The sequence below is a fragment of the Microbacterium sp. BWR-S6Y genome, assembly GCF_041379845.1.
GTDB lineage: Bacteria > Actinomycetota > Actinomycetes > Actinomycetales > Microbacteriaceae > Microbacterium > Microbacterium hydrothermale.
The window spans coordinates 129,545-154,351 of the sequence record NZ_JBFECV010000008.1 but is presented as its reverse complement, the minus strand read 5'-3'; the positions used below and the strand labels follow the sequence as shown (position 1 = coordinate 154,351).

Genomic DNA, 24,807 nt, shown 5'->3' with positions numbered 1-24,807 from the left:
GGATCAGACGGCGGCGACGGTGGAGTCGGCCGGAAGCACGGGGCGGAGGCAGAAGCGGGCGTTTGCCCACACCAGGTACAGGGCGGGCGCCGCGGTCAGGCCGAGGGCCAGCGCGGGCGAGGTGGTGAACAGCACGGCTTGAGCCGCGAGCACGAGCAGGCTCACGACGCTGAGGTACCAGCGACGCACGGCGAGCACCGCCGCCGTCGAGAGGAGGACCCGCAGCGGCGTCCCCGGCGCTTCGACGAGCGCGGTCAGGGCGACCGGGGCGGTGGCCATCACGAGCAGCGCGACGGTGCCGCACAGCGGGACGACGACGACCGACCAGGATGCCGCCGACACGGCGCGCACGTCGACCAGGACGATCGCGAGGAGCCCGGCCACGAGAGCGCCGATCGCGAGCGCCTTGCGCAGCGTCCGTCGCCACCCGGCGAAGAAGGCTCGGACGACGCGCGCCTCGCCGACCTGGTGCGCCCGGAAAGCGGTGAGGGCGCCGGCCAGCGCGGGAGCGCTCACCGGGAGCGCGATCAGCAGCAGCGGCCAGGTCTGCGCGGGGTCGGTGGCGAGCAGGAGCAGCACCAGCGGCGCACCGGCGACGAGCAGGAGCACGTTGACCATCAGCCCCAGGTAGACCGTCGAGAAGACGTTCGCGTAGGTGTCATGGGAGATGCGACGCACGATCAGCCCTTCATCCCGCTGGTGGCGATGCCCTCGACGAAGTACTTCTGGCCGAAGAGGAAGACGATCGCGATGGGCACCACCGACATCGTCAGACCCGCGAACAGCAGCGCGTAGTTGGCGTCGTAGAGGGTGCTGACGAAACTCTGCAGACCCAGCTGGATCGTCCAGAGGTCGGGGTTGCGCAGGTAGATGAGGGGCCCGAGGTAGTCGTTCCAGGTGTTCACGAACGTCAGCAGCGTCAGACTGGCGATCGCCGGGACCGACAGCGGCAGCATGATGCGAGCCCAGATCCCGTACTCGCTCAGACCGTCGAGGCGCGCGGCCTCGGACAGGTCCTCGGGGATGGTGTCGTAGTACTGCTTCATCAGGAACACCCCGAACGCCCCGAACGCCTGGATGAGGATGATCGCCCAGAGGGTGTTCGACACCTTGAGGTTCGACAGCAGGATGAACTGCGGGATCATGTACGACTGCCACGGGACGGCGATGGTCCCGATGTACACGAGGAACAGCACGTCGCGGCCGGGGAAGCGCATGCGGGAGAACCCGTAGGCGGCGAACGAGCCGGTGAGCACTTGGAGGAAGGTCACCACCACGGCCAGCAGCAGGGTGTTGCGGATCCACGTGAGCATGCCGGACTGCGTCCAGATGTCGACGTAGTTGCTCCACACCCAGGTCTCGGGGAACCACTTCACCGGGGCGCTGAAGACGTCGTTGGGCGTCTTGAGCGAGCTCATGATCATCCAGAAGAACGGCAGCAGCAGTGCGGCGGCGGCGACGATCATGACGGCGTAGCCGACGATGCGCCCCACGCGGCGGGCGGGGTGGGAGCCCGCGACCGGGCGGCGGCGGGGCGGCTTGGCGCCCGCGGTGACGAGCGTGCGGGTGGCGTCGGGGACGAGGAGGTCGGTCATCAGGCGTCCCGCTTCTTGTTGAGGAAGAACTGCACGAGCGTCACCACGATGCACAGGAGGAACAGCACGATGGAGGCCGCCGAGGCGTAGCCGAACTGGTTCTCCTGGAAGCCCTTCTGGTAGATGAACTGCGACAGCACGAGCGTCGACTGCCCCGGTCCGCCCTGCGTCATCACGAGGATGAGATCGAAGATCTTGAACGAGTTGATCGTGAGCATCACGGTCACGAAGAAGGTGGTCGGGCGCAGGCACGGCAGGGTGACGTTGACGAAGCGCTGCCAGACGTTGGCACCGTCGACGCGCGCGGCCTCGTGCAGCTCGCGGGGCACCGTCTGGAGCCCGGCGAGGAAGAGGATCATGTAGTAGCCCATGTCGCGCCAGGTGCTGATGATCACGACGGCGGGCATGGCCCACTCCGACGAGGTGAGCCACCCGGGCGGGTTCTGCAGACCGAAGAAGCGCAGGATCTCGTTGATCGGCCCGTACTCCGGGCTGAACAGGAGGTTCCAGACGACGGCGATCGCGACGATCGAGGTGATGTAGGGGAAGAACGCGGCGGTGCGGAAGAACGCCACCCCGCGCAGCTTGTTGTTCAGCAGCAGGGCGAGCCCCAAAGCGACGATCATCGTCAACGGGATGTGCAGTGCCGCGTAGTACAGGGTGTTCAGCAGCGCGATGCGGAAACTGCCGTCGCCGATGAGCCGCTGGAAGTTGGCCAGGCCGACGAACGCCGACGACCCGAAGACGTTCCAGTTCGTCATCGACATGTAGAAGAGCGTGACGACGGGGACGAGCGTCAGGGCGGCGAAGCCCAGGAAGTTGGGGAGGATGAAGCTCCACCCGATGAGGGTGCTGCGCAGCGTCAGACGCGAGCGGCGGCGCACGGGACGGGGCCCGCGGTCCCGCCCGGTCTTCGACGCCCGCGGGCGCGTGTCGGCGATGGTCGCCATGGTGTCTCCAGATCGTGAGGGGTGACCGGCCCGAGCGGGGCCCGGGCCGGTCACCGACCTGCGGGGTCAGCCGACGCCGACCTCGCTCTTGACGCGGTTCTCGGCGGTCGCGATGGCGTCGTCGATCGAGGTGGATCCCGACATCACGGCGGTGTGCAGGTCGAGCAGGATGTTCTGCACGGCCGCGGTCTTGGCCGAGGTGGGGTTCTCGGGCTTCGTCTCGTGCGTCGACCACGCGAACTTCGACAGGTCGTCGGTGGGCGCACCGGCCACCGCGAAGTACGTGTCGGCGACGGTGGAGCTCGTCAGCGCGGGAGTGATGCCCAGGCCCGCGAGCACCTGCGCGCCCTCCTCGCCGGCGGCGAAGGCGAGGAACTTCTTCGCGGCGGCGAGCTTGGTGGCATCCGCCGCCTTGTTGATCGCGAAGCCGGTGGGGTCGCCGAAGGTCACCGGGGTCTTCGACTCGCCCGTGGTCGAGGAGTCGTACTGCGGGATGGGCGCGAGTCCCCACGAGAACGCGTCGGCCTCGCCCTTGGCCTGCTGGGCGATGAGGGTCGCGACGTACCAGGTGCCCATCGGCATCATCGCCGCCTGCTGCTTGCCGAACTCGGCCTGGTAGGTGAGCTTGTTGGCGGTGACGGTGTTGTACTCCACCTGCGCTCCGGCGGACTGCAGGGCGAGAGAGCGCTCGTAGAAAGGCTTGAGGTAGCCGTAGTCGCCCGCGAGGATGTCGGCGTCGGGCGACTGCGCGTTCGCGAAGCCCTGGACGGTCGACTGCCAGCTGTGCTGGTAGGTGCCGAGCGCCGCGGACCCGGCGGCGCCGAGCTTCGAGGTCAGCTGCTCGGCGGCTTTCTCGTAGTCGTCCCACGTCCACGAGCCGTCGGGTTCGGCGACGCCCGCCTGGGTGAAGAGGTCCTTGTTGTAGAAGAGCACCCACGAGTCCTGGCGGTAGGGCACGGCCCACGTCGCGCCGTCGACCTCGAACGCCTGAGCGCCGCCGATGTCGCCGGGCAGCTCGACGTCGGACACGTCGGCGAGCTGGCCGCCGGCCTGATAGGTGATGAAGGTCTTGAGGTTCTTCTGCGTGATGATGTCGGGTCCGGAGCCGGCCGCGAGGTCCGCCGTCATCAGCGTGTCGTAGTTCGAGGAGTCGTACTCCTTGACCTCGATCGTGATGTCGGGGTTCTCCTCGTGGAACTTGTCGGCGAGGGCCTGGAACTCCGGCGTCGTGCTGAGGCTCCAGCCCGACATCGACAGGGTCACGGGGCCGCTCTGCGCCGGGGCTTCCGACGATCCGCCGCTGCAGGCGGTCAGCGACAGGGCGGCGACGATGCCCACCCCGGTCGCGACGACGATCTTGCGCTTCATGCGTGCTGCTCCTTTGGGATTGCGTGACGGGCACCGCTTCGGGCCCGGGAGTGCCGGTGCGCCCCGCGCGGGGCTCCGGAGTCTGTGAGAGGGGTGCGCGTGCGCCGACCGTCGGGCCACGTGATCGCGGCGACCGCGTCGAGGCCGGCGCCCTCGATCTCGAGGCGGGGCTCGGCCCGGTCCGCGACGGGGTCGCCCGAGAGCGCGATGAGGGCGGCGAAGGGCGTGCCGACCGCCGCGTCCCACGTCAGGACCGGGACGGCCGCCCGCTCTCCGAGGGGGCTCGCCCCGCGGCGCATCGTCACGCGCGACGTGGCGTCGGGGGTGAGAGCCCGGATGCCGGACACCCGACCGTCGGCACGGGCCTCGGCCGCGCCGGTGGAGGTGGCGTGCGTCGGCTCGTCGGAGGCGACGGCCCAGCCGCCCATCCGCACCCGCACGGTGTCGAGGTCGACGCCCGCGGCCACGTGGTCGATCTCGGCGATGCGCACCTCCCAGGCGCCGCGCACCAGCGAGCGCACCGTCATCCGCCCGAGGGGGTGCACCGTGCCCGCGAGACCGGCACCGTGTCGGTGCGTGGTGGGGGCGGGGTCCACGAGGTGCACGTCGGATGCCGAGGCGGCGACGCCGACTCCGTCGTGCACGGTCGCGCCGAGGGGCTCGAGGGCGGTGCGGTGGGTCGCCCGCCCCGCGACGTCGACGAGGGCGACGCTCTGCTCGAGCGCGTCGCTCCACGCGAGGTCGTCGAGCAGCGGGGCGGTCGCGGTGGAGTAGCCGACGCGCGCGTAGAGCGGGGAGTCGGCCGTGCGGGCTCCGGGCAGCGCCTTGTCGGTGCCGTGGTTGACGACACGCACGATCCCGTCGGAACGGGTCGCCGACACGATCCACCCGGCGGCGCGAACGGAACGCAGGTCGTCGGCTTCGGTGACCGCGAGGGGCTCGTCGGGCGCGGCCCAGGCGTCGTGATCGGCGGGCAGCATGATGCCCATGAGCCCTTTGACGGCCCAGTAGGGGGAGCCGGGACCCGAGTACGACTGCGCGAGCGCGGGCCACTCGTGGTGCCAGCCGACTGTGAGCAGGTCGTCGTCGTCGAGGGCACCGTGCGTCAAGAAGTGGTCGACGATCGCACCCGCCGTGCGCCGCAGCCGCCCGGTACCGGTCGAGGGGACGCCGACGATGATCCCGGCCCAGAACGGCGCCGCCGCGGCGAAGCGGTAGATGAGACTGCGCCCCTGCAGCAGCGGGGAGCCGTCGCCGCCGACCAGGTGCACCGCGTCGAGCAGGAACCGGTCGAGCCGCGCGACGTCGTACGCCACGCGATCGCCGGCGAGCTCGCCCGCCCCGGTCATCCGGGGCCAGAGCACGGGGTACACGTGCAGGGCCCAGCCGACGTAGTGGTCGAAGGCCCGTTCGTCACCGTCGGACAGCCAGCCGTCGGCGCGCACGAACGAGTCGTGTCGAGCGAGGTCCGCGGCGATGTCGGACGCGGACCAGGGTCCGCCGACCGAGCGCAGGAACGTCTGGACGACGATGCGGAACCACACCCAGTTCGTCGACGGGTAGGTCTCATCGCCCACGGCCGGGGCGAGGTAGGCGATCACGCGCGCATGCGTCCGCTCGTCGAAGCGGTCCCAGATCCACTCGCGGGTGAGGTCCAGCGCGAGGGCGATCGAGGCGGCCTCGACCTTGGCCTGCGCGTGCTCGTCCATCCGCACCCAGCGATCGGTCGCGTCGGGGTCGACCCCGGTGCGCACGCCCTGGGCGAAGAAGGCGATGAGGTCGTCGACCCCCTGCCCGCGCGCCCCGGCGATGCGGAACGCGGCCAGCAGGAACACGCGGGCGAAGCCCTCGAGACCGTCGACGTCCGTCCCGTATCCGCCCGCGGGCCCCGGGATGACGATGCGACCGCGTCCCTCGGTGGCGTGCCGCTGCGCCCCCGCGAGCATCGCGTCGGCCACCGCGAGCCAGTCGCTGCGCTGTCCGCCGGCGAGGCGGGGGAAGACCGAGGTCGCCACGGGTTCTCCTTCGAAGGCCGTTCGTCCACCGGGTCCGAGTGGTGAACGTTGGCGAGCGTATCAATCATAAAACAACACAGCAACATCTTTTCTGAATCCTAATGATCGTTTATGATCGTTTTATCCGCTCACCCCCGACCGAGGAGACCGATGTCGTTCCCCGCCGCCGCGTTCCGCGGCCCCCTCGCCGCGATCGCCGAGGGGGCGACGTTGACCGCGCCCGACCGGTCGCTCCCCGTCCCCGTGGCCTCCGACCGCGACGTCTGGGACACCTCGTCGGGCTCGGCCGATCGCGCGGCGATCGAGGAGGTCATCGCGCGCGCCACCGACGAGCGCTCCACCCCGTGGCCGCAGCCCCGCGCGAGCGACGCCGCGCGCGTGCACCGCGACGGCGACCGCACCGCGTGGGAGGACGCCGCGTTCGAGCGGCAGCGGCGCCTCAGCCGCGCCACCGTGGCCGCGGCGGCGACGCTCGACGAGGGCTGGGTCGACGAGGTCGTCGACGGCGTGGTGCTGCTGTGCGAGCAGAGCTCGTGGTGCTGGCCCGCGCACGACGACACCCGGCGGGTGCACGGCGCGGTGCTCGCGACCGTGACCGATCCGTTCGTCGACCTCGGAGCCGGAGAGGTCGTGGCGCAGCTGGCCTGGATCGACCACCTGCTCGGATCCGTCCTCGAGGCCCGCGCACCCGGCATCCGCCGACGGATTCGACACGAAGCCCGCGTGCGCGTGTTCGAGCCGTTCCGACGACGACGCGACTGGCACTGGATCGGCCTCGACGGCGACGTGCACAACTGGAACCCGTGGATCCACGGCAATGTCATCGTCGCGGCCCTGCGCCTTCTCGACGCCGACACCGAGATCGCGGAGCGCGAGGGGGTCGTCGCTCTCGCCGTCGAGGGCCTGGACCGCTACGTCGCCGCCCTTCCCGCGGACGGCGCCATCGACGAGGGGTACGCCTACTGGTGGAACGGGGCGTGCCGCGCCCTGGAGGCGCTCGACGTGCTCGCGCACGCCACGGACGGGGCGGTGGATGCCACGTCCGTCGGCTCCCTCCGCGAGACCGTGGCCTTCCCCCACCGCTCGCACCTCGGCGGCGACTGGTTCGTCAACCACGCGGACGGGCAGGCGCGGCCTCCCTCCGACCAGCCCTGGCACGCCCTGCACCGCGCGGCCCGCCGGTACGGCGATGTCGAAGCGGAGGCGATGGCCGCGAGCCACCGGCACCCGGGGTCGCCCGCGGCGACGGAGCGAGAGGGCCTCGGTCGTCTGCTGCGCGGACTCACCGACCCCGCGTGGGTGGGGGCGTCCCCCGCGTCGCCGCCCCTCCCGCGCGCGGTCTGGCTGCCCTCGACCGAGGTTCTACTCGCCCGCCACGACGCGGGGTCGCCCGCGGGGCTCGCGCTCGTCGCGAAGGGCGGGAACAACGCCGAGCACCACAATCACAACGACGTGGGATCGTTCCTCGTCGCCGTCGACGGCGTACCGGTGATCGTCGACGCCGGTCGTCCCACCTACACCGCGGCCACGTTCGGTCCCGATCGCTACGACATCTGGACCATGCAGAGCTCCTGGCACAACGTCCCGGTCGTCCGGGGGACCACGCAACCCGCGGGCGGGGATGTCGCCGCCCGCGACGCCGTGACAGGGATCGACGACGAGCGGGCGACGTTCTCGGCCGACCTCGCGGGGGCCTATCCCGCGGCGGGCCTGGCGTCGTGGCGGCGCACGGCCGCCCTGGACCGCGTCACGCGGCGCATCGAGATCCGCGACGAATGGCGCTTCGCCGACGCCGCCCCCACCCGGGCCGACACGGCCCTGCACCTGCTGCTGGCCGGCGAGGTGCAGCTCGAGCGGGGAGGAGCGCGGGTGACGCCCCTCGGCGGCGCGCGGCCGGTCCGTCTGCGCTGGGCCGACGACCTCGAGGCGACCGCGCAGGTGCGGCACCTCGACGATCCGATGCTCACCGAGGTGTGGGGCGAGCGACTCACGCGCCTCGCCCTCCCCCTGGCATCCCGCACGCAGCTCCTGCTCACGGTAGAACTGGACACACCGATCGAGGACCTCCCATGACCGACACCACTCCGCATCAGCCGCTGGCCGCGGAACGCCGCGCCCACATCCTGAGCGCCCTGCACAGCGACGGCGCCGTGCGCATCTCCCAGCTGACCGAGGACCTGGGGGTGGCCACCGTGACCCTGCGTCGCGACCTCGCCCAGCTCGAGAAGGAGGGAGTGCTGCGACGCGTGCACGGCGGCGCGGTGCCCGGCGAGAACATCCCGGCGCGCCCCGAGCCCGCCGTCGACGAGACGAGGACCGGGTCGCTCGCGGTCCTCGTGCCCTCGCTCGCCTACTACTGGCCCGGGGTCGTCCGGGGAATGGAGACCGCCGCTCAGCGCCTCGGCTACAAGATGCTGCTGCGCGGAGCCTCGTACGAGCTGCAGGACGAGCGGCCCGTCCTCGAACGCCTCGTGGCCGGCGGAGACGTGCGCGGACTGATCGTGGCGCCCAACACCGACACCGCCCACGCGAGCGACGTCATGAGCTGGCTGGCCGACTGCCCCGTACCCAGCGTCCTTGTCGAGCGCGACGCGGTGCCCGGGGCCGGTGGCATCCCGATGGAGTCCGTGACGACCGACCACGCCCTCGGAGCCCTCTTGGCGGCACGGCACCTCGCCACGCTCGGGCACCGCAAGGTCGGCCTGATCCTCTCGCGGCACTCCCCCACCTCGCGCAAGATCGCCGCCGGATGGCAGACCGCGTGCGAGGAACTCGCTCTCACGCCCGCCGATCACTTCGAGCAGACGCTGCCCGACCGCACGAGTCCGGACTTCTCCGACGTGGTCAACGCGACCCTCGACTCCGCCCTGGCCACCGGCGTGACGGCTCTGCTCGTGCACTCCGATCCCGAGGCGATGGCCTTCGTCGATCTCGCCCTCACCCGCGGGATCTCGGTGCCCGACGACCTGTCGATCATCGCCTACGACGACGAGGTGGCCCAGCTCTTCACGCCCGCGCTCACCGCGGTCAGCCCGCCGCGCGCGAGCGTGGGCGAGGCGGCCGTCGAACTGCTCGTGCGACGCATCGAGGACCCGGACCGTCCGGTGCACCGGGTGCAGCTGAGTCCCCGACTCAACGTCCGCGCCTCGACGGCGGCGCCGCGGTCATGACGTCTCCCTCGTCTCACGACTTCTCGCCGTGGACGTTCTGGGACGAGGCATCCTCCGAAGACCGGGACCGGCAGCGGACCCACCTCGACGCGCTCCGCCGGGAGCACCCGCAGTGGAACCTCGGTGATCGCGTGTTCGTCTCGGAGCACGCGGGGGTCGACCCCGAACAGCTCGCGATCGGCGACCGCTCGTACCTCGCCCTCGGCACCTACGTCACGGGCACGATCCGCATCGGCGCCGACTGCTCGATCAACCCGTACACCGTCGTTCGCGGCGACGTGCAGCTCGGCGACGCGGTCCGCGTCGGCGCGCACACCTCGATCATCGGCTTCAACCACTCGTTCGAACCGGGCAGCCCGGTCTTCCGCCAGCCCCTGACCTCACGCGGCGTGCGCATCGGCGACGACGTCTGGATCGGCTCGCACGTCGTCGTCCTCGACGGTGTCTCGATCGGCGATCACGCGGTGCTCGCCGCGGGGGCCGTGGTGACCAAGGACGTCCCGAGCGGCGCGATCGTCGGCGGCAACCCCGCGCGCCGTCTCCGATGGCGCGTCGCTACCCCGACTTCTCGTGATCCGCGCCGCGACGAGCTCGCGCGGTTCGCCGACCGCGCCCGCGACGATCTGGCATCCGTCCTCTCCCTCACCGCGGTCGAGGGCGGCTTCCGCGACCGCCCGGGCGCGGCACCGTCGGTGCGTGGTCTCGGTGACGCGGTCGAACTCGCCGACCTGCTCCACGGCGCACCTCCCCCGGGTGCGGGGCGCACCGATTGGGTCTCCGCGCTGTCGTCGGCGCAGCGTCCCACCACGGGCCTGACGACCGACGCGGCATCGCTGTGGGACGACCCCGACGCCGCGTACGGCGTCCTCAGCGCCGGCTACGCCCTCGACCTGCTCGGTGCGCGCTTCCCCCATGCCCTCATCGACGTCGTCGATGCCGACGTCCCCGGTCTCGTCGCGCATCTCGAGGCCCTGCCCTGGGCCACCGACCCCTGGAGGGCGGGGCATCACGTCGATGCGTTCGGCACCGCTCTGCTGTGGAGCGGGCGGCGGACGGATGCCATCCCCCCGGGCCTCGCCGAGGCGCTGTTCGGCTGGCTCGCGCTGCGCGCCGACCCGCGCACGGGGATGTGGGGCGAGCCCGGCCCCGGCGGGGATTCACGCCTCCTGGTCAACGGCTTCTATCGCGCCGCGCGCGGCACCGTGGCGCAGTTCGGCCTCGACGTCGCGCACCCGCTCGCCGTGATCGACACCGTGCTGCGTCACGCGCGCGACGATCGATGGATGCGGCCCGAGCGACGCGACGCCTGCACCGTGCTCGACATCGCGCAGCCCCTCTGGCTCACGCGGTCGAGCGGCTACCGCACCGACGAGATCCGCGCTCTCGCCGCCGAACTGCTGCGTCACGCCCTGAGCGGTTGGCGCGCGGGAGCGGGTATGGCCTTCCGCCTCGACGGCGACGATCCCGGCCTGCAGGGCACGGAGATGTGGCTCGCGATCGTCTGGTACCTCGCGGATCTGTTGGAGTGCTCCGACGCGCTGGGGTACCGGCCGCGCGGAGTGCACCGCCCCGAGCCCGCCCCGCGCTGAGCGCTCGACCCGCCGGGGCGGGTGCCGGCCGCGCAGCGAGCTGAACCTCCGCCCCGCGGAGAGGGTGCGGCCCGCCGCAGCGGACCGCACCCGTTCTCACACCCGTGATCGACGGCGCCTCAGCAGGAGCGTTCCCGCGCCGAGGGCGAGGAGCAGCAGCGCGACGCCGGCCGTGACGGCCGCGCCCGTGGTGTCCTGACCCGTCGATGCCAGGTCGTCGCGCCCGTGGGGCTGGCCGGGGTCGGAGTCTCCCCCGGACGGCGGGCCGGGCGTGCCAGGCTCTCCCGGCTCTCCGGGCTCTCCCGGCTGACCGGGCTCGGCCGGCTGACCGGGCTCGGCCGGTTCGCCGGGCGCCGCCAGCGTCACCGCGACCGTGTAGGTGCGCGTCGCCCCGTCGGGGGCCGTGACCTGGACGGTTCCCGTGCCGTCGGCATCCTGAGGCTGCGTGATCGCGACGACGGCGTCCTCGTCGACCGCGAGGGCGAACAGCTGGGGCAACGCGTCGCCCTCCACCGTGACGGCGTACTCGGTCGTCGCCGGGTCGAATCCCGCGACCGCGTCGTCACCGACGGTCAGTCGCGCGAGGTCGGCGATGCCCGCCGGTCCCGCCGCGTCGGCGAGGATCTCGACCTCCGACACGATCATGTGCTGGTTCTCGCGAGCGGTCAGCACGACCCGCACCTCGTCGGCCCGGGCGCCGTCGACCGGCACTTCGACCCGCGGGGCGCCCTGCTCCGGCACGGGAACCGCGACCGGCTCGCCCTCGACCCAGGCGCCGTCACCCGCGCGATGGTCCACGCGGAGCGTGTCGGCCCAGCTCGGCCCGCCGTCGCGGAAGAACTGCACGGCGACGCCGCGCACGGTCTCCTCCGCGGCGAGCGCGTAGCTGAGCGTGTCGGAGGTGTTCTTGGCATCCGATCGCCAGTTCGACCAGCCCTTGTCGGTGGTGTCGCCGTTGATCGTGCGTTCCACGCCGTAACCGCTCTCCGTGTAGGTCGCCGAGGGCGTGCTCTCGGGAGCGACGTTGCGCTCGACCGCGGCGGTCACGATGACCGTGAGTCGCGCGTCGAGGCCGTCCTGCGTCGTGCCCGCGACCTCGACGGTGCCGGGCGCGGCGAACGCGGCGTCTTCCACGCCCTTCCAGTCCCACGAGACCGGTACCGCGTAGCCGGACCCCGAAGGACGCAGCTCGGCGAGCACCGTGTCATCCGCGTGCGCCTGCACGGCGGCGAGCGCCGACCCGGCGACGACGGTGACCGAACGGGGGCGGGTCGCGGTGAACGCACCCACCTCGACCTCGGCGCGCGCCTCGACGGAGGTTCCGAAGACGTCGGCCGCCGTTCCGGGCACCGTCACGGTCCCCGCGGCGCCGACGTCGAGCCCCGCGGTGTTCCATGTGACGGGCGCCGCGCGGCCCGCACCGTCGGCGTAGCGCACCGTCACGGTCTCGGGCAGATCGGGAGCCGTCCCCACGGGGGTCGCGACCGAGACCGGGTCGCTTCCCACGGCGGTCGTGCTCACGAGGCGCCAGGTCTGGTCGCCCGCACCGTTCGAGGTCCACAGCCCCACGGCCGCCCCGGCATCGCTGCTCGCGCCGTTCACGTCGAGAACCCGCTCCGCGGCGACGTTGAGCACCGAATACGTGGTGCCGTCGAGCGTCGAGCCCATCCACTGGGTCGCCGGATCCGCCGCGGCCGTGGCCGCATCCGTGTCGATCAACGCTGTGGCGCCGTCTCGCTCGCCGAGGAACAGCCCGTCGCCGTTCTGGAGCGTGAACCGGTGACGGTTGGTCCCGGCACCGTCGATCGTGCGCACCGTCCAGCCCTGGGCGCGAGCGGCTTCGGGGGTGGCGGCATCCGTCTCGATCGTGAGGTCGGTGTCGCCGTTCAGGGCGAGACCGCTCTGCACGCCGACGAGCTGCACGGTGTCGCCGTCGCGGAACGCCGGGGCGTCCGCCGCGACGCCCGAGACGCCGTCGACCTCGAACGTGACGACCGACTTCGCGGGGATCGTGAGCCGGGCGATTCCGGATGCCGCGTCCACGGCGACCGCGTCACCGGCGCGCAGCGCGTTGACGGTGGGCTCCTCGACGGTCGACTGGGTCGTCACGATCGGGGTGACCGTGGCCCCGGGGGCGATCTCGCCGAAGCGGCTCAGGTCGAGCTCGACGGCCTGCTCGGCATCGTCGGCGTTGACGTGGACGATGGACGCGCCCTGCCCGTCGGCGTCGATCGCCGCCGTCGAGTTCGTGTCGTCCGTGGCCATCAGCCGGTCGCCCGGCTGGATGTAGTGCGTGAAGTTGCGCACGGTGTTGAACTTCTCGTTCGTCAACACCTGGCAGCTCGGGTCGGCGTCGCCGTCGGCGATGCGCCGCTCCGAGAGACCCTCGGCGTTGCAGTCGAAGTCGATGAAGACGCTGCCCCAGTTGAGCTTCTCGACCTTCTGCATGTTGTAGAGATCTTCCACCGGCTGCCAGAACACCCACGCTTCGGGCTCGAGCTCGCGCAGGTCGCCGACGATGTGCGAGGCCATGCCGAGGCCGTTCTCGATGTCGTTCGTGACGAATCCGCGGCTCCTGTCGGTCCAGTTGCCCTCGACCTCGCTCATCCACAGGGGCTTGTCCGACGCCTTGGCGATGTCGCGCACGACCGGACGCCCGCCCGTGCCGTACGTGTGCACGTTGAGCTGATCGACGGCATCCTTCGATGCGTCCGACCACGTGTTCCAGTTGTTCGCGAAGATGCCCGGGTTCGTCTCGTCCATCGCCGAGATCACGGCATCCGTCGTCGTGTCGTCGCGCCCGAGTCGGTCGGCGAGCGCCCGGATCATCTCGTCCTGGCGCTCGGGGCCGATATGCGCGCCCTCCTGGCGACCACCGGTCGGCCATGTCGCGCCGTCGGGGATCTGCGTCTGCCAGTAGTTCGTGTTCGGCTCGTTGAAGGGATCGATCGTGTCGAACCGGATGCCATGGGCTTCCTCGAGCTCGTCGACCACGGTGACCAGATACCCGGCGAACTTCTGCATGTCGGCCGAGCGGAGCTGCTCGCTGGTGACGTCGTTGATGCCACCGGAGACGAAGCCGCTGTCGGTGAGGAAGTACGGCGGGGAGTTGCTGAAAGCCTCCCAGTGCGTGACCTTGTCCTTCAGCGCGTCGAGCCACCAGCGCTGGGCGGAGTCGGCGTCGAAGTCGTAGTGCGTCGGGTCGTCGGGGTTCCACGCGTCGCGGTAACGGTCGCGGTCGGCGTAGGTCGAGGTGATCTCGCCCTCGGCATCCGTCGCCGGGAGGTCGGGGTTCCAGAACCCGGGCACCGCGCCGCCCGCACGCAGGTAGGGCGGCACGTCGGTCGCGTTGCCGCCGCCCACGTTGTAGCGGGCGATGTTGAGGTTGAGCCCCTCCTCGCCGAACACGGCGTCGAAGAGCTTCTGCCGCACGTCGGCGGGGTAGTCACCGGTGGCATTGGCGAACCACACCAGGCTCGTACCCCAGCCCTCGAAGGCCTCGGTGGCCGAGGCGGGATTGGGCGTGATGCGCACGGCCGAGGGCGCGTCGGCGGCGCTCGCCGGGGGTGGCGCGGCGGCCGCTCCGGCGGTCAGGGCGCCGGCGACGAGAGCCGCGGCGCACGTGGAAGAAAGGACTCGAGACGTCATCGTCGTTTCCGTTTCCGGCCGCGTCGGTGCGACCTGTGGGGGGATGTTGACGTCAACATGTTGACGTCAACACCGAGCCTAAGCCGATTCGCGGGCCGCGCGCAACGGTTCCGCCGCGCGGCGGATGGCTCGCGCGGGCCGCGTGCGCGTGCGACGTGGGGCCGTGCACGGCGGTCACGCGGGGCCGCGCACCTGGGGCCGGCAAGGAGCCGCGCGTGGCCGCGCACCCGGGGCGCGCCGAGACTGCATCCGGCAGACATCCCCGCCGCACGCTGCACGGGGAGATGTCAGCGGCATGCAGTCTCGCGGGCCAGATCGAGCGCAAGCGCGCGGGAGCGGCGAGCGCCTCGGAGTCACGGGCCCGATCGAGCCGAAGCGCGCCGGAGCGGCGACCGCCTCAGCGCCGCGGACCGGAGCTCGCCCGCACCACGAGGGAGGTCGGCACGAGCGTGCGCGCGTGCTCGCCGCCGGTGCCCTCGATGTCGGCGATGAGCGCCGTCATCGCCTCCTCCCCCACGCGCTCGAAGCGCTGGCGGACGGTGGTGAGCGGAGGCCAGAAGTTGGCCGATTCGGGCATGTCGTCGAAGCCGACGACGCTGACGTCCCCCGGGACGGCGCGGCCCGTCTCGTGCAGGGCGCGGATCACGCCGAGCGCCATCTGATCGTTGGCCGCGAACACGGCCGTCACCTCCGGCATGGTGGCCAGCGCGAGCCCGATGCGGTGCCCCGACTCGGCCGTCCAATCGCCGATCTGCACGTCGGGCACGCGGCATCCGCGCTGCTCGAGGGCCTCGCGCCAGGCGTCGCGCCGGCGCTCGGCCGCGAAGGACTCCGGCGGCCCCGACACGTGCCACACCGTCTCGTGACCGAGGTCGAGCAGGTGCTCGGTCGCGAGCTTCGCCCCCTGCGCCTGATCGTTGTCGACGACCGCGTACGGGTAGTCGGCGCTGGAGTCGACGACGACGACGGGCAGCCCCGACGGGATCGACAGCTCGGTCTCGCCCAGGCGGTGCGTCTCGATCAGGATGACGATGCCGTCGACCGCGTGCTCGCGCAGGCGCAGGAAGGCCCCCGACACGTCGGACTGCGACGCGGACTGCACGGTGATGAGGGTGATGGAGTATCCGGATGCCGCCGCCATCGACGCCAGCGCGTCGAGGGTGCGCGTGTTGCCGTACGAGCTCAGCGAGAACATGATCACGCCGATGCTCCGGAAGCGCCCCGAGCGCAGCGCGCGGGCCGCGCTGTTGGGGCGGTAGCCGAGGGTCGACATGGCATCGAGCACCCGCTGTCGCGTCTCGGGGTCGACGTTGGTGCGGCCGTTCGCGACGCGTGACACCGTCTGCCCCGACACTCCGGCCGCCGCGGCGACGTCGGCCATCGACACCTCGCGCCGACGTCCGCGCGCCGGCGCGGCGGCCGGAATCGCGGTCTCGATCGCGGTCGACGTCGTCGTCTCGCTCACGTGTGCCCCCTTGGGATGTTGACGTTGACACACTAGCGCGACGGAGTTATGTTTACGTCAACATCTCGACGACCCGGCCGAGATGCGCACCGACGAAGAGGCACCGGACGATGACGACCACCGCGGCACCCCCGCCCGCCCTGCGCACCCCCCGGCGCAAGCGGCGCACCCGAATCGACGACCGCGGCTGGCTGTTCGTCGCCCCCTTCGCGATCGTGTTCGCCCTGGTGTTCCTCGCGCCGCTCGCGTACTCGATCTACCTCAGCCTCTTCCGCGACCAGCTCATCGGCGGCAACGCGTTCGTCGGCTTCGCGAACTACGTGACGGCCTTCAACGACCCCCAGTTCTGGGACGGCCTGGGTCGGGTCGCGATCTTCCTCGTCGTGCAGGTGCCGATCATGCTGCTGCTGGCCCTCGCCGCCGCCCTCGCGATCGACAGCGCGCGTCTGCACGCCGCGGGCTTCTACCGCATCGTGATCTTCCTGCCCTACGCCGTGCCCGCGGTCGTCGCCGTGCTCATGTGGGGCTACATCTACGGCGACCAGTTCGGGCTCACCCGCAACCTCAACGACCTGCTGGGCGGTCAGTTCGTGCAGCCCTTCCTCCCGGAGTGGATGCTCGTCTCGATCGGCAACATCGTCACGTGGCAGTTCGTGGGCTACAACATGCTCATCTTCTACTCCGCGCTGAAGACGATCCCGAACGAGCTGTACGAAGCGGCATCCATCGACGGGGCGGGCGCGTGGCGCACGATCTTCTCGATCAAGATCCCCGCCGTGCGCGGCGCGATCGTCATCGCGACGATCTTCTCGATCATCGGCAGCTTCCAGCTCTTCAACGAGCCCAACATCCTCAAGCCGCTGGCGCCGAACACGATCTCGACGTACTTCACGCCGAACATGTACGCCTACAACCTGTCGTTCGCCGGCCAGCAGTACAACTACGCGGCCACGATCGCGATCATCATGGGCGTCATCACCGCCGTCATCGCTTACGTCGTGCAGCTGCGCGGCTCACGTCAGGAGGCGCGATGACCACCGCGACCGCACCCCGTACCGACACCGTCGCCGTGACGACCCCGCGTCGCGCGCCGCGCCTGGCGCGCCGCTCCCCCACCCAGGGCAAGAAGTCGCTCGTGCTGAGCATCGTCATGGGCCTGTACCTGCTCTACACGCTCGTTCCGCTCGCGTGGCTGCTCATCAACGCCACGAAGACGCAGCCCGACCTGTTCACCACCTTCGGCCTCGGCCCCGGCAACAGCTTCGCCCTGTTCGACAACATCGCCCAGACCCTGACCTATCGCGACGGGATCTTCCTGCGGTGGCTCGGCAACACGCTGCTCTACGTCGTGGTCGGCGCGGGCGGCGCGACTCTCCTGGCGACCCTCGCCGGGTACGGTCTGGCCAAGTACAACTTCCGCGGCCGCAAGGCGGTGTTCGCCGTCGTGCTCGGCGCGATCGCGGTGCCCGGAACCGCCCTGGCGGTGCCGACGTTCCTGCTCTTCAGCCAGCTGGGCATCACCAACACCCCGTGGGCGATCATCATCCCCTCGCTGATCAGCCCCTTCGGCCTGTACCTCATCTGGGTCTACGCCACCGACGCGATCCCCACCGAGCTGCTCGAGGCCGCGCGTATGGACGGAGCGGGCGAGTTCCGCACGTTCTTCACGATCTCGATCCGACTGCTGACCCCCGGCATCGTCACGGTGCTGCTGTTCGCGGTGGTCGCGACCTGGAACAACTACTTCCTGCCGCTCATCATGCTCAGCGACCCCCAGTGGTACCCGCTGACGGTCGGCCTGAACCAGTGGAACGCGCAGGCGACCGGTGTCGCCGCGCAGCCCATCTACAACCTCGTGATCACCGGGGCCCTGCTGTCGATCATCCCGATCGTCGCCGCGTTCCTCGTGCTGCAGCGCTTCTGGCAGTCGGGCCTGAGCGCCGGCAGCGTCAAGCAGTGATCCCCTGACTCCCCCTCACCGCGCCTCCCCGTCCACGGGGCGTCGCACCTGCAACCGCACCACATCCACAACAACGAAGTAGAGGAATCCGATGACATTCATGCGTTCCGGCTCCGCCGCGCGGCGGACCGTCTTCGCCGTCGCCGCGACCGCCCTGTCGGTGGCCGCGCTCACCGCCTGCTCGGGCGGCAGCACCGGCGGCGCCGCCGCGGGCTCGGCCGACGACATCGAGAAGGCCCTCGAGGCCGGCGGCGAGATCACGTACTGGTCGTGGACCCCGTCCGCCGAGGCCCAGGTGAAGGCGTTCGAGGCGAAGTACCCCAACGTCAAGGTCAACTACGTCAACGCCGGCACCAACAAGGACGAGTACGCCAAGCTGCAGAACGCGATCAAGGCCGGCTCGGGCGCCCCCGACGTCGTGCAGATCGAGTACTACGCGTTCCCGCAGTTCGCCCTGTCCGACTCGCTCGTCGACCTGTCGTCGTACGGTTTCGGCGACCTGAAGGGCGACTACAGCTCCGGCACCTGGGGCTCGGTCGACTTCGACGGCAAGATCTTCGGCCTGCCGCAGGACTCGGGCCCCATGGCCCTGTTCTACAACAAGGCCGTCTTCGACCAGTACGGCATCGCGGTCCCCACCACGTGGGACGACTACTACGCCGCCGCGCAGAAGCTGCACGCGGCCGACCCGACCAAGTACATCACCGCCGACACCGGCGACGCCGGTTTCACCACCAGCATGATCTGGCAGGCCGGGGGCACCCCGTTTACGACCTCGGGCGACGCCGGAACCGACGTGAAGATCGACCTCCAGGACGACGGATCGAAGAAGTTCGCCGACAACTGGAACCGCCTCATCGAGGGCGGCCTCATCTCCGACACCCCGAGCTGGAGCGACGAGTGGTTCAAGGGCCTCGGTGACGGCTCGATCGCCTCGCTCGTGATCGGCGCCTGGATGCCGGGTGTGCTGGAGTCCTCGGTTCCCGACGGCGCCGGCAAGTGGGCCGTGGCCCCCATCCCCACCTACGACGGCAAGGCCGTGACGGCCGAGAACGGCGGCGGCGGCCAGGCGGTCACCAAGCAGAGCAAGAACCCGGCCCTGGCCGCGGGCTTCCTGAAGTGGCTCAACAACGACGAGGAGAGCCTGAAGATCTTCGCCGAGTCGGGCGGCTTCCCGTCCACGACCGCTCAGCTGAGCGACTCGGCGTTCGTCGACAAGGCCTCGGACTACTTCGGCGGCCAGAAGATCAACGAGGTCCTCACGCAGGCCTCGGGCGAGGTGCGCGAGGGCTGGAGCTACCTGCCCTACCAGGTCTACGCCAACAGCATCTTCAACGACACCGTGGGCCAGGCCTACGCCACCAAGGGCGACCTGAACGCGGGCCTGAGCGCGTGGCAGGACCAGCTCGTGCAGTACGGCAACGACCAGGGCTTCTCGGTCAACAAGTAACACCTTCGCGGGGGCGGGTCGCATCTGTCGTGCGACCCGCCCCTTCCTCTTCCCACCAGGAGAAACCCGAATGACCTCCCCCACCCGCATCGTCGTCGACCGCGCCGCGGTCGGAGCCGACGTCCCCCGCCGCCTGTTCGGCTCCTTCGTGGAGCACATGGGCCGCTGCGTGTACGACGGCATCCACTCCCCCGGTCACTCCACCGCCGACGCGTCCGGGTTCCGAGCCGACGTGCTCGAGCTCGTGCGCGAACTGGGCGCCACGGTCGTGCGCTACCCGGGCGGCAACTTCGTCTCGGGATACCGCTGGGAAGACGGTGTCGGCCCCCGCGACGAGCGTCCCGTGCGCCTGGATGCCGCGTGGCACAGCACCGAGACGAACCAGGTGGGCCTGCACGAGTTCGCCGAGTGGGCGGATGCCGCGGGCCTGGAGGTCATGGAAGCGGTGAACCTCGGCACGCGCGGCGTCGCCGAAGCCGCCGACCTGCTCGAGTACGCGAACCACCCCGCCGGGACCGAGCTCAGCGACCGACGCCGCGCGAACGGACGCGACGAGCCGTTCGGCGTCCGCCTCTGGTGCCTCGGCAACGAGATGGACGGTCCCTGGCAGATCGGCCACAAGACCGCCGACGAGTACGGCCGCCTCGCCGCCGAGACCGCCCGCATGATGCGCTTCATCGACCCGGGCGTCGAGCTCGTCGCCGCGGGCAGCTCGAACCACGAGATGCCCACGTTCGGCGAGTGGGAGCGCACCGTGCTGCGCCACACCGCCGGTCTCATCGACCACATCTCGGTGCACGCCTACTACGAGGAGGACCCGGCCGACCCGGCGAGCTTCCTCGCGAGCGGCACCGCCCTCGACCGCTACATCTCCGACGTCGTCGACATCATCGACGAGGTCGGCGCCACGACCCCCGACGGCGGGACCATCGGCATCAGCGTCGACGAGTGGAACGTGTGGAACCAGACCCGCTGGAACGAGGTCGACAAGCCCCGCGTCTTCACCGGCGACTGGCCGATCGGGCCGCGCCTGATCGAAGACGACTACACCGTCACCGACGCCGTCGTCGTCGGCTCCCTGCTCATCACGCTCATCCGCCGCTCCGACCGTGTCTCGATGGCCAATCTCGCGCAGCTGGTCAACGTCATCGCCCCCATCCGCACCGAGCCCGGCGGGGGCGCGGCCTGGCGCCAGAGCACGTTCCACCCGTTCGCGCTCACCGCGAAAGCGGCATCCGGTCGCGTGGTCCTCCCCCGCGTCGAGGGCGCCACCATCGACACCGCCCGCCACGGCGCGGTGGACGCGGTCGACGCGGTCGCCACCGTCGACGGCGACACCGTGGCGGTCTTCCTCGCGCACCGCGATCTGCACGCGCCGACCGAGGTCGAGCTCGACCTCGGTCCGGTCGAGGGCGTCGAGGCGGTCGTCGTGACCATCCCCCACGGCGGCGACCGTCACACCACCAACTCCGCCGACGCCGAACCCGTCGCGCCCGCTCCCCTGTCCGTCGAGGTCGGAGCCGACGGCATCCTGCGCTTCACCCTCCCCGCCCTCGCCTGGGTGCGCCTGACGGCGCGCCTCACCGACTGACCCGAAAGACACCGTGACGACCTTCACCATCGGCGAGACCGACTTCCTGCTCGACGGGCGACCGCACCAGGTCATCTCGGGCACGCTGCACTACTTCCGCATCCACCCCGAGCACTGGGCCGACCGCATCCGCACCGCCAAGGCGATGGGCCTCAACACGATCGAGACCTACGTCGCGTGGAACGCGCACGAGCCGGTGAAGGGCGAGTGGGATGCCACGGGCTGGAACGACCTCGGACGCTTCCTCGACCTGATCGCCGAGGAGGGACTGCACGCGATCGTGCGCCCCGGGCCCTACATCTGCGCGGAGTGGCACAACGGCGGTCTGCCGGTGTGGCTGACCTCGACGCCGGGGATCGGCATCCGCCGCTCCGAGCCGCAGTTCGTGGAGGCCGTGTCGGAGTACCTCCGCCGGGTGTACGAGATCGTCGCCCCCCGCCAGATCGACCGCGGCGGCAACGTCGTGCTCGTGCAGATCGAGAACGAGTACGGCGCGTACGGCTCCGACAAGGAGTATCTGCGCGAGCTCGTGCGGGTGACGAAGGAGGCCGGCATCACGGTGCCGCTGACCACCGTCGACCAACCGATGCCGTGGATGCTCGAGGCGGGGAGCCTGCCCGAGCTGCACCTCACCGGCTCGTTCGGCTCGCGCTCCGCCGAGCGCCTCGAGACCCTCCGCGAGCACCAGCCCACGGGTCCGCTGATGTGCAGCGAGTTCTGGGACGGGTGGTTCGACTGGTGGGGCAGCATCCACCACACGACCGACCCCGCGGCATCCGCCCACGATCTCGACGTGCTGCTCGCGGCCGGGGCCTCGGTGAACATCTACATGGTGCACGGCGGGACCAACTTCGGCACGACGAACGGCGCGAACGACAAGGGACGCTTCGACCCGATCGTCACCTCGTACGACTACGACGCCCCCATCGACGAGTCGGGTCACCCGACGGCGAAGTTCCACGCGTTCCGCGAGGTCATCGCGAAGTACGCGCCCGTGCCCGCCGACGTGCCCGCACCGCGACCGGCGGCACCCGCGTTCACCGTCTCGCTCTCGGGCGAGGGCGACTGGATGCCGGCCGCCGGAGGTTCGCCGCGTCCGGCGCCGTCGAGCTTCGAGCAGCTCGGCCACCTCGGCCCGCTCGTGCGGTACGACGTCGACCTGCCCGCCTTCGCCGGTCCCGCGGCGCTCGTGTTCGACGAGGTGCGCGACCTGGCCTGGGTCCACGTCGACGGCACTCCCGTCGGCCGCCTCTCGCGGAGCCTGCACGAGCGCGCCCTCACGCTCCCGGCGGGATCCCGGCTCACGGTGCTCGTGGAGGACCAGGGTCGGGTGAACTACGCCGACCGTCTCGGCGAGGCCAAGGGGCTCATCGGCGAGGTGACGCTGAACGGCGAACCGCTGACCGGATGGACCGCCACTCCCGTCGACCTCGACACCGTCGAGGGCAGCGGCACCGGTGCCGTCGGCCGGGCGTTCCTGCGCGGATCGTTCGACCTCGACGCCCCGGCCGACCTGTTCCTCGACACCGCGGCGTGGGGCAAGGGCTACGCGTTCATCAACGGCTTCTTCCTCGGTCGCTACTGGAACAACGTCCCCCAGAACACCCTCTACGTGCCGGGTCCGGCGACCCGGGCGGGCGCGAACGAGATCGTCGTGCTCGAGCTCGAGCACGCTCTCGAACCGGTCGCGCGCTTCGTCGCGGAGCCGTCGCTGGGTCAACTCGAGGAGTAGGCCCGCCCTTCTCGGAACAGGCGATCCATCGACGAAACGCTCGGCGGGTCGCCTGTTCGCGCGTGGGCGTCGCGACGGCGGGCGCGCGGGGCCGGGCGACCGCCGCCGACGGGCCTCGCCGAGGTCCTCGCCGACCGGCCTCGCCGACCGGCCTCGCCGACGGGCCTCGAGCGACGGCCGCGCCCGGGAGGAGCAGGATGGAGGGATGACGATGGCCGCCTGGCTCCGCTCGCTCCCCTCGCTCACCGGCACGGCTCCGCTCCCGGACGCCGCACCCCCGCCCGACGCGCCGGAGCCGCTGTTCGAGCGCTGGATCCGCGCGGCCGTCGACGCGGGCGTCGCCGAGGCGCACGGCGCCACCCTCGCGACGGTGGATGCCGACGGCATCCCGGACGCGCGCGTGCTCATCCTCAAAGATGTCGGCCCCCGCGGCTGGGCCTTCGCGGGACCGCGGGACTCCGCCAAGGCCGAGCAGCTCGCCGCGCAATCCGCTGCGGCGCTGACGTTCTGGTGGCCGCCGGTGCTCCGCTCCGTGCGCGTGCGCGGCCGGGTGATGGAGGCGTCGGCGGAGGAGTCCGCGGCCGATCTCGCCGCGCGATCCGCCGCCGCTCGCGACGGGATCGCCCCCGGCGGGTGGGTGCTGTGGCGGCTGGTCCCCGACCGCGTCGAGTTCTGGGAGGGCTCCCCCGATCGCCGACACCGGCGCACGATCTACCATCGCACCGCCGGCGGCTGGCAGGTCTCCACCCCCACGACAGAGAGCGAACGGCCATGACCGACTACGAGATCACCGACATCGGAGCGATGGATGCCTGGCGCGCCCACTTCGGCGGGTTCGTCCCCGAGCGCTCCCGCGACGGACGGCGCGTGATCGACCACGAGATGGCGATGCAGTTCATCGGCATGACGGCGAACGCCCTCCTCCCCGGCGAGGACGCGGGCTACTGGCACACGCACAGCCGGGTCGAGGAGCTCTACGTCTTCCTCGAGGGACGCGGACAGATGGGCCTCGACGACGACGTCGTGGACGTCGGACCCGGCAGCGTCGTCCGCGTCGGACAGGGCGTGTGGCGCGTCTGGCGCGCGCTCCCCGACAGCCCCGGGGAACTGCGCTGGCTGTGCATCCGCGCGGGCGGGGAGGCCCTGCCCCGCATCCCCGACGACAGCTCGCGCGACGCCGAGCGCCCGATGCCCTGGGCCGCGGCCGGCTGAGGGCGCCGGGAAGGGCCTACGCCGACCCGCGCCAGACGACCGGAGCGTCGAGAAGGATGCCGTCGGCGTCGGCGACGCCGCCCGACAACTGCAACAGCACGGCCTCGGCCGCCGCGGCCCCGAGTCCCTCGGCGGGTTGGTCGACCGTGCTGAGCGGCGGGTCTGTGCGCAGCGCCCACGCGCTGTCGTCGAATCCCACGACGCCGACGTCGTCGGGCACACGCCGCCCCGCTGCACGCAAGGCCTGCACGGCGCCCGCCGCCACGGCATCCGATGCTCCGAAGACGGCGTCGAGGTCGGGCGCGCGCTCAAGCAGCCGACGCATGCCCGCCTCGCCGTCGGCGAAGGCGTACAGCGGCACCGGCTCCACGAGGTCGGGGTCGAAGTCGTCGCCGAGAGCCTCGCGGAACCCGGCCAACCGGTCGCTGCCGGAGTCGCGGTCGAGGGCGGCGGCGATCATGCCGATGCGGCGACGGCCGGTCTCGCGCAGCTGACGGGTGATCGCGCGGGCCGCTCCGAGATTGTCGATACCCACCCACGGCCGCGAGATCCCCGGCGGGTGCCCGACGTAGGCGACGGGGAGGCCCAGTCGTTCGACGACGTCGGTGATGGGGTCGTGATGACGGGCCGAGACGATCACGGCGCCGTCGACGAAGCCGCCGCTGAGGTAGCGCGCGACCCGGTCGGTGTCGCGGTCGGTGTCGACGACGACGCACACCATCTGATAGTCGGCCTTCGACAGCGCCGTGTTGGCACCGAGCATGATGCCGCCGATGTTGGGGTCTTCGAGGAAGAGCGAGTGCGGCTCGTGCACGATGAACCCGACCGCCTGCGTGCGCTGTCGCACCAGGGTGCGGGCGGCGTTGTTGGGCACGTAGCCGACCTCGCGGATGGCGGACTGGATGGCCTCGCGCGCGTGCTCCGAGACGTAGCCGCCGTTCAGGACGCGGCTCACCGTCCCCCTCGACACCCCCGCGGCCTTCGCCACGTCATGCACCGTGCTGCGCCGGCGCCCGGGCGGAGGAGGCGTCATGAGGGTCAGCCTAGCGGCAGCCGGGAGTT

The 24,807-nt window shown here is 71.3% G+C and carries 18 protein-coding genes; 10 read left to right on the top strand and 8 right to left on the bottom strand.

What is annotated here, in order from left to right; genetic code table 11:
• Window positions 1-3 precede the first annotated feature (3 nt).
• The 5 genes from AB1K56_RS16255 to AB1K56_RS16235 all read right to left on the bottom strand — a co-directional run bounded on the left by AB1K56_RS16255 (window position 4) and on the right by AB1K56_RS16235 (window position 5,928).
• A complete protein-coding gene (locus AB1K56_RS16255) occupies window positions 4-678 on the bottom strand; it encodes a ferredoxin-NADPH reductase (protein WP_371206502.1) in 675 nt (224 codons plus the stop codon).
• 2 nt (window positions 679-680) lie between these two features.
• The gene (locus tag AB1K56_RS16250; protein WP_264632195.1) at window positions 681-1,595 is read right to left on the bottom strand and encodes a carbohydrate ABC transporter permease; all 915 of its coding nucleotides are present in this window, start codon (window positions 1,593-1,595) and stop codon (window positions 681-683) included.
• On the bottom strand, window positions 1,595-2,545 hold the full coding sequence (locus AB1K56_RS16245) for a carbohydrate ABC transporter permease (protein ID WP_136587360.1): 951 nt from the start codon (window positions 2,543-2,545) through the stop codon (window positions 1,595-1,597). Before AB1K56_RS16245 ends, AB1K56_RS16250 begins: the two co-directional genes overlap by 1 nt.
• Before the next feature lie 66 nt (window positions 2,546-2,611).
• Window positions 2,612-3,913: an ABC transporter substrate-binding protein gene (locus tag AB1K56_RS16240; RefSeq protein WP_371206501.1), complete on the bottom strand. Its 1,302-nt coding sequence runs from the start codon at window positions 3,911-3,913 to the stop codon at window positions 2,612-2,614.
• Complete coding sequence (locus AB1K56_RS16235; RefSeq protein ID WP_371206500.1) at window positions 3,910-5,928, bottom strand: DUF2264 domain-containing protein; 2,019 nt, start codon at window positions 5,926-5,928, stop codon at window positions 3,910-3,912. The genes AB1K56_RS16240 and AB1K56_RS16235 overlap by 4 nt, the downstream gene beginning before the upstream one ends.
• Before the next feature lie 150 nt (window positions 5,929-6,078).
• Here AB1K56_RS16235 and AB1K56_RS16230 point away from each other — a divergent pair, with 150 nt between their 5' ends.
• The 3 genes from AB1K56_RS16230 to AB1K56_RS16220 are packed head-to-tail and all read left to right on the top strand — an operon-like array spanning window position 6,079 to window position 10,687.
• Window positions 6,079-8,001: a heparinase II/III family protein gene (locus AB1K56_RS16230; RefSeq protein ID WP_371206499.1), complete on the top strand. Its 1,923-nt coding sequence runs from the start codon at window positions 6,079-6,081 to the stop codon at window positions 7,999-8,001.
• Window positions 7,998-9,098: a substrate-binding domain-containing protein gene (locus AB1K56_RS16225; RefSeq protein ID WP_264632191.1), complete on the top strand. Its 1,101-nt coding sequence runs from the start codon at window positions 7,998-8,000 to the stop codon at window positions 9,096-9,098. The genes AB1K56_RS16230 and AB1K56_RS16225 overlap by 4 nt, the downstream gene beginning before the upstream one ends.
• Window positions 9,095-10,687, top strand: coding sequence for a DapH/DapD/GlmU-related protein (locus AB1K56_RS16220; RefSeq protein ID WP_371206497.1), 1,593 nt, complete (start codon window positions 9,095-9,097; stop codon window positions 10,685-10,687). The genes AB1K56_RS16225 and AB1K56_RS16220 overlap by 4 nt, the downstream gene beginning before the upstream one ends.
• A 96-nt stretch (window positions 10,688-10,783) precedes the next feature.
• Here the strand turns inward: AB1K56_RS16220 and AB1K56_RS16215 are convergent, their stop codons facing one another.
• Complete coding sequence (locus tag AB1K56_RS16215; RefSeq protein WP_371206496.1) at window positions 10,784-14,335, bottom strand: glycoside hydrolase; 3,552 nt, start codon at window positions 14,333-14,335, stop codon at window positions 10,784-10,786.
• A gap of 397 nt (window positions 14,336-14,732) precedes the next feature.
• Window positions 14,733-15,716 (bottom strand): LacI family DNA-binding transcriptional regulator, encoded by a 984-nt coding sequence (locus tag AB1K56_RS16210; RefSeq protein WP_371206552.1) that lies wholly within the window; start codon window positions 15,714-15,716, stop codon window positions 14,733-14,735.
• A 194-nt stretch (window positions 15,717-15,910) separates the two neighbouring features.
• Between AB1K56_RS16210 and AB1K56_RS16205 the strand changes: the two genes are divergently transcribed.
• The 7 genes from AB1K56_RS16205 (at window position 15,911) to AB1K56_RS16175 (ending at window position 23,745) form a co-directional block, all read left to right on the top strand.
• The gene (locus AB1K56_RS16205) at window positions 15,911-16,834 is read left to right on the top strand and encodes a carbohydrate ABC transporter permease (RefSeq protein WP_136587353.1); all 924 of its coding nucleotides are present in this window, start codon (window positions 15,911-15,913) and stop codon (window positions 16,832-16,834) included.
• Window positions 16,831-17,760, top strand: a complete 930-nt coding sequence (locus tag AB1K56_RS16200) for a carbohydrate ABC transporter permease (RefSeq protein ID WP_205822938.1) — start codon at window positions 16,831-16,833, stop codon at window positions 17,758-17,760. The genes AB1K56_RS16205 and AB1K56_RS16200 overlap by 4 nt, the downstream gene beginning before the upstream one ends.
• 91 nt (window positions 17,761-17,851) lie before the next feature.
• Window positions 17,852-19,210: a sugar ABC transporter substrate-binding protein gene (locus tag AB1K56_RS16195; RefSeq protein ID WP_371206495.1), complete on the top strand. Its 1,359-nt coding sequence runs from the start codon at window positions 17,852-17,854 to the stop codon at window positions 19,208-19,210.
• A 70-nt stretch (window positions 19,211-19,280) separates the two neighbouring features.
• The gene (locus tag AB1K56_RS16190) at window positions 19,281-20,801 is read left to right on the top strand and encodes an alpha-N-arabinofuranosidase (protein ID WP_371206494.1); all 1,521 of its coding nucleotides are present in this window, start codon (window positions 19,281-19,283) and stop codon (window positions 20,799-20,801) included.
• A 13-nt stretch (window positions 20,802-20,814) separates the two neighbouring features.
• Window positions 20,815-22,533 (top strand): glycoside hydrolase family 35 protein, encoded by a 1,719-nt coding sequence (locus tag AB1K56_RS16185; RefSeq protein ID WP_371206493.1) that lies wholly within the window; start codon window positions 20,815-20,817, stop codon window positions 22,531-22,533.
• Between the two features lie 205 nt (window positions 22,534-22,738).
• Complete coding sequence (locus tag AB1K56_RS16180) at window positions 22,739-23,308, top strand: pyridoxamine 5'-phosphate oxidase family protein (RefSeq protein ID WP_371206492.1); 570 nt, start codon at window positions 22,739-22,741, stop codon at window positions 23,306-23,308.
• Window positions 23,305-23,745 (top strand): cupin domain-containing protein, encoded by a 441-nt coding sequence (locus AB1K56_RS16175; RefSeq protein ID WP_371206491.1) that lies wholly within the window; start codon window positions 23,305-23,307, stop codon window positions 23,743-23,745. The genes AB1K56_RS16180 and AB1K56_RS16175 overlap by 4 nt, the downstream gene beginning before the upstream one ends.
• Window positions 23,746-23,761: 16 nt before the next feature.
• Here the strand turns inward: AB1K56_RS16175 and AB1K56_RS16170 are convergent, their stop codons facing one another.
• A complete protein-coding gene (locus tag AB1K56_RS16170; protein ID WP_136587348.1) occupies window positions 23,762-24,778 on the bottom strand; it encodes a LacI family DNA-binding transcriptional regulator in 1,017 nt (338 codons plus the stop codon).
• Window positions 24,779-24,807: the final 29 nt, after the last annotated feature.

Excerpts from the sequence above, each read along its gene's own strand:
- AB1K56_RS16175 (WP_371206491.1), top strand. The coding sequence starts at position 23,305 with ATGACCGACTACGAGATCACCGACATCGGAGCGATGGATGCCTGGCGC.
- AB1K56_RS16230 (WP_371206499.1), top strand. The coding sequence starts at position 6,079 with ATGTCGTTCCCCGCCGCCGCGTTCCGCGGCCCCCTCGCCGCGATCGCC.
- AB1K56_RS16205 (WP_136587353.1), top strand. The coding sequence starts at position 15,911 with ATGACGACCACCGCGGCACCCCCGCCCGCCCTGCGCACCCCCCGGCGC.
- AB1K56_RS16170 (WP_136587348.1), bottom strand. The coding sequence starts at position 24,778 with ATGACGCCTCCTCCGCCCGGGCGCCGGCGCAGCACGGTGCATGACGTG.
- AB1K56_RS16250 (WP_264632195.1), bottom strand. The coding sequence starts at position 1,595 with ATGACCGACCTCCTCGTCCCCGACGCCACCCGCACGCTCGTCACCGCG.
- AB1K56_RS16215 (WP_371206496.1), bottom strand. The coding sequence starts at position 14,335 with ATGACGTCTCGAGTCCTTTCTTCCACGTGCGCCGCGGCTCTCGTCGCC.
- AB1K56_RS16240 (WP_371206501.1), bottom strand. The coding sequence starts at position 3,913 with ATGAAGCGCAAGATCGTCGTCGCGACCGGGGTGGGCATCGTCGCCGCC.
- AB1K56_RS16180 (WP_371206492.1), top strand. The coding sequence starts at position 22,739 with ATGACGATGGCCGCCTGGCTCCGCTCGCTCCCCTCGCTCACCGGCACG.
- AB1K56_RS16200 (WP_205822938.1), top strand. The coding sequence starts at position 16,831 with ATGACCACCGCGACCGCACCCCGTACCGACACCGTCGCCGTGACGACC.
- AB1K56_RS16245 (WP_136587360.1), bottom strand. The coding sequence starts at position 2,545 with ATGGCGACCATCGCCGACACGCGCCCGCGGGCGTCGAAGACCGGGCGG.
- AB1K56_RS16220 (WP_371206497.1), top strand. The coding sequence starts at position 9,095 with ATGACGTCTCCCTCGTCTCACGACTTCTCGCCGTGGACGTTCTGGGAC.
- AB1K56_RS16225 (WP_264632191.1), top strand. The coding sequence starts at position 7,998 with ATGACCGACACCACTCCGCATCAGCCGCTGGCCGCGGAACGCCGCGCC.
- AB1K56_RS16195 (WP_371206495.1), top strand. The coding sequence starts at position 17,852 with ATGACATTCATGCGTTCCGGCTCCGCCGCGCGGCGGACCGTCTTCGCC.
- AB1K56_RS16190 (WP_371206494.1), top strand. The coding sequence starts at position 19,281 with ATGACCTCCCCCACCCGCATCGTCGTCGACCGCGCCGCGGTCGGAGCC.
- AB1K56_RS16210 (WP_371206552.1), bottom strand. The coding sequence starts at position 15,716 with ATGGCCGACGTCGCCGCGGCGGCCGGAGTGTCGGGGCAGACGGTGTCA.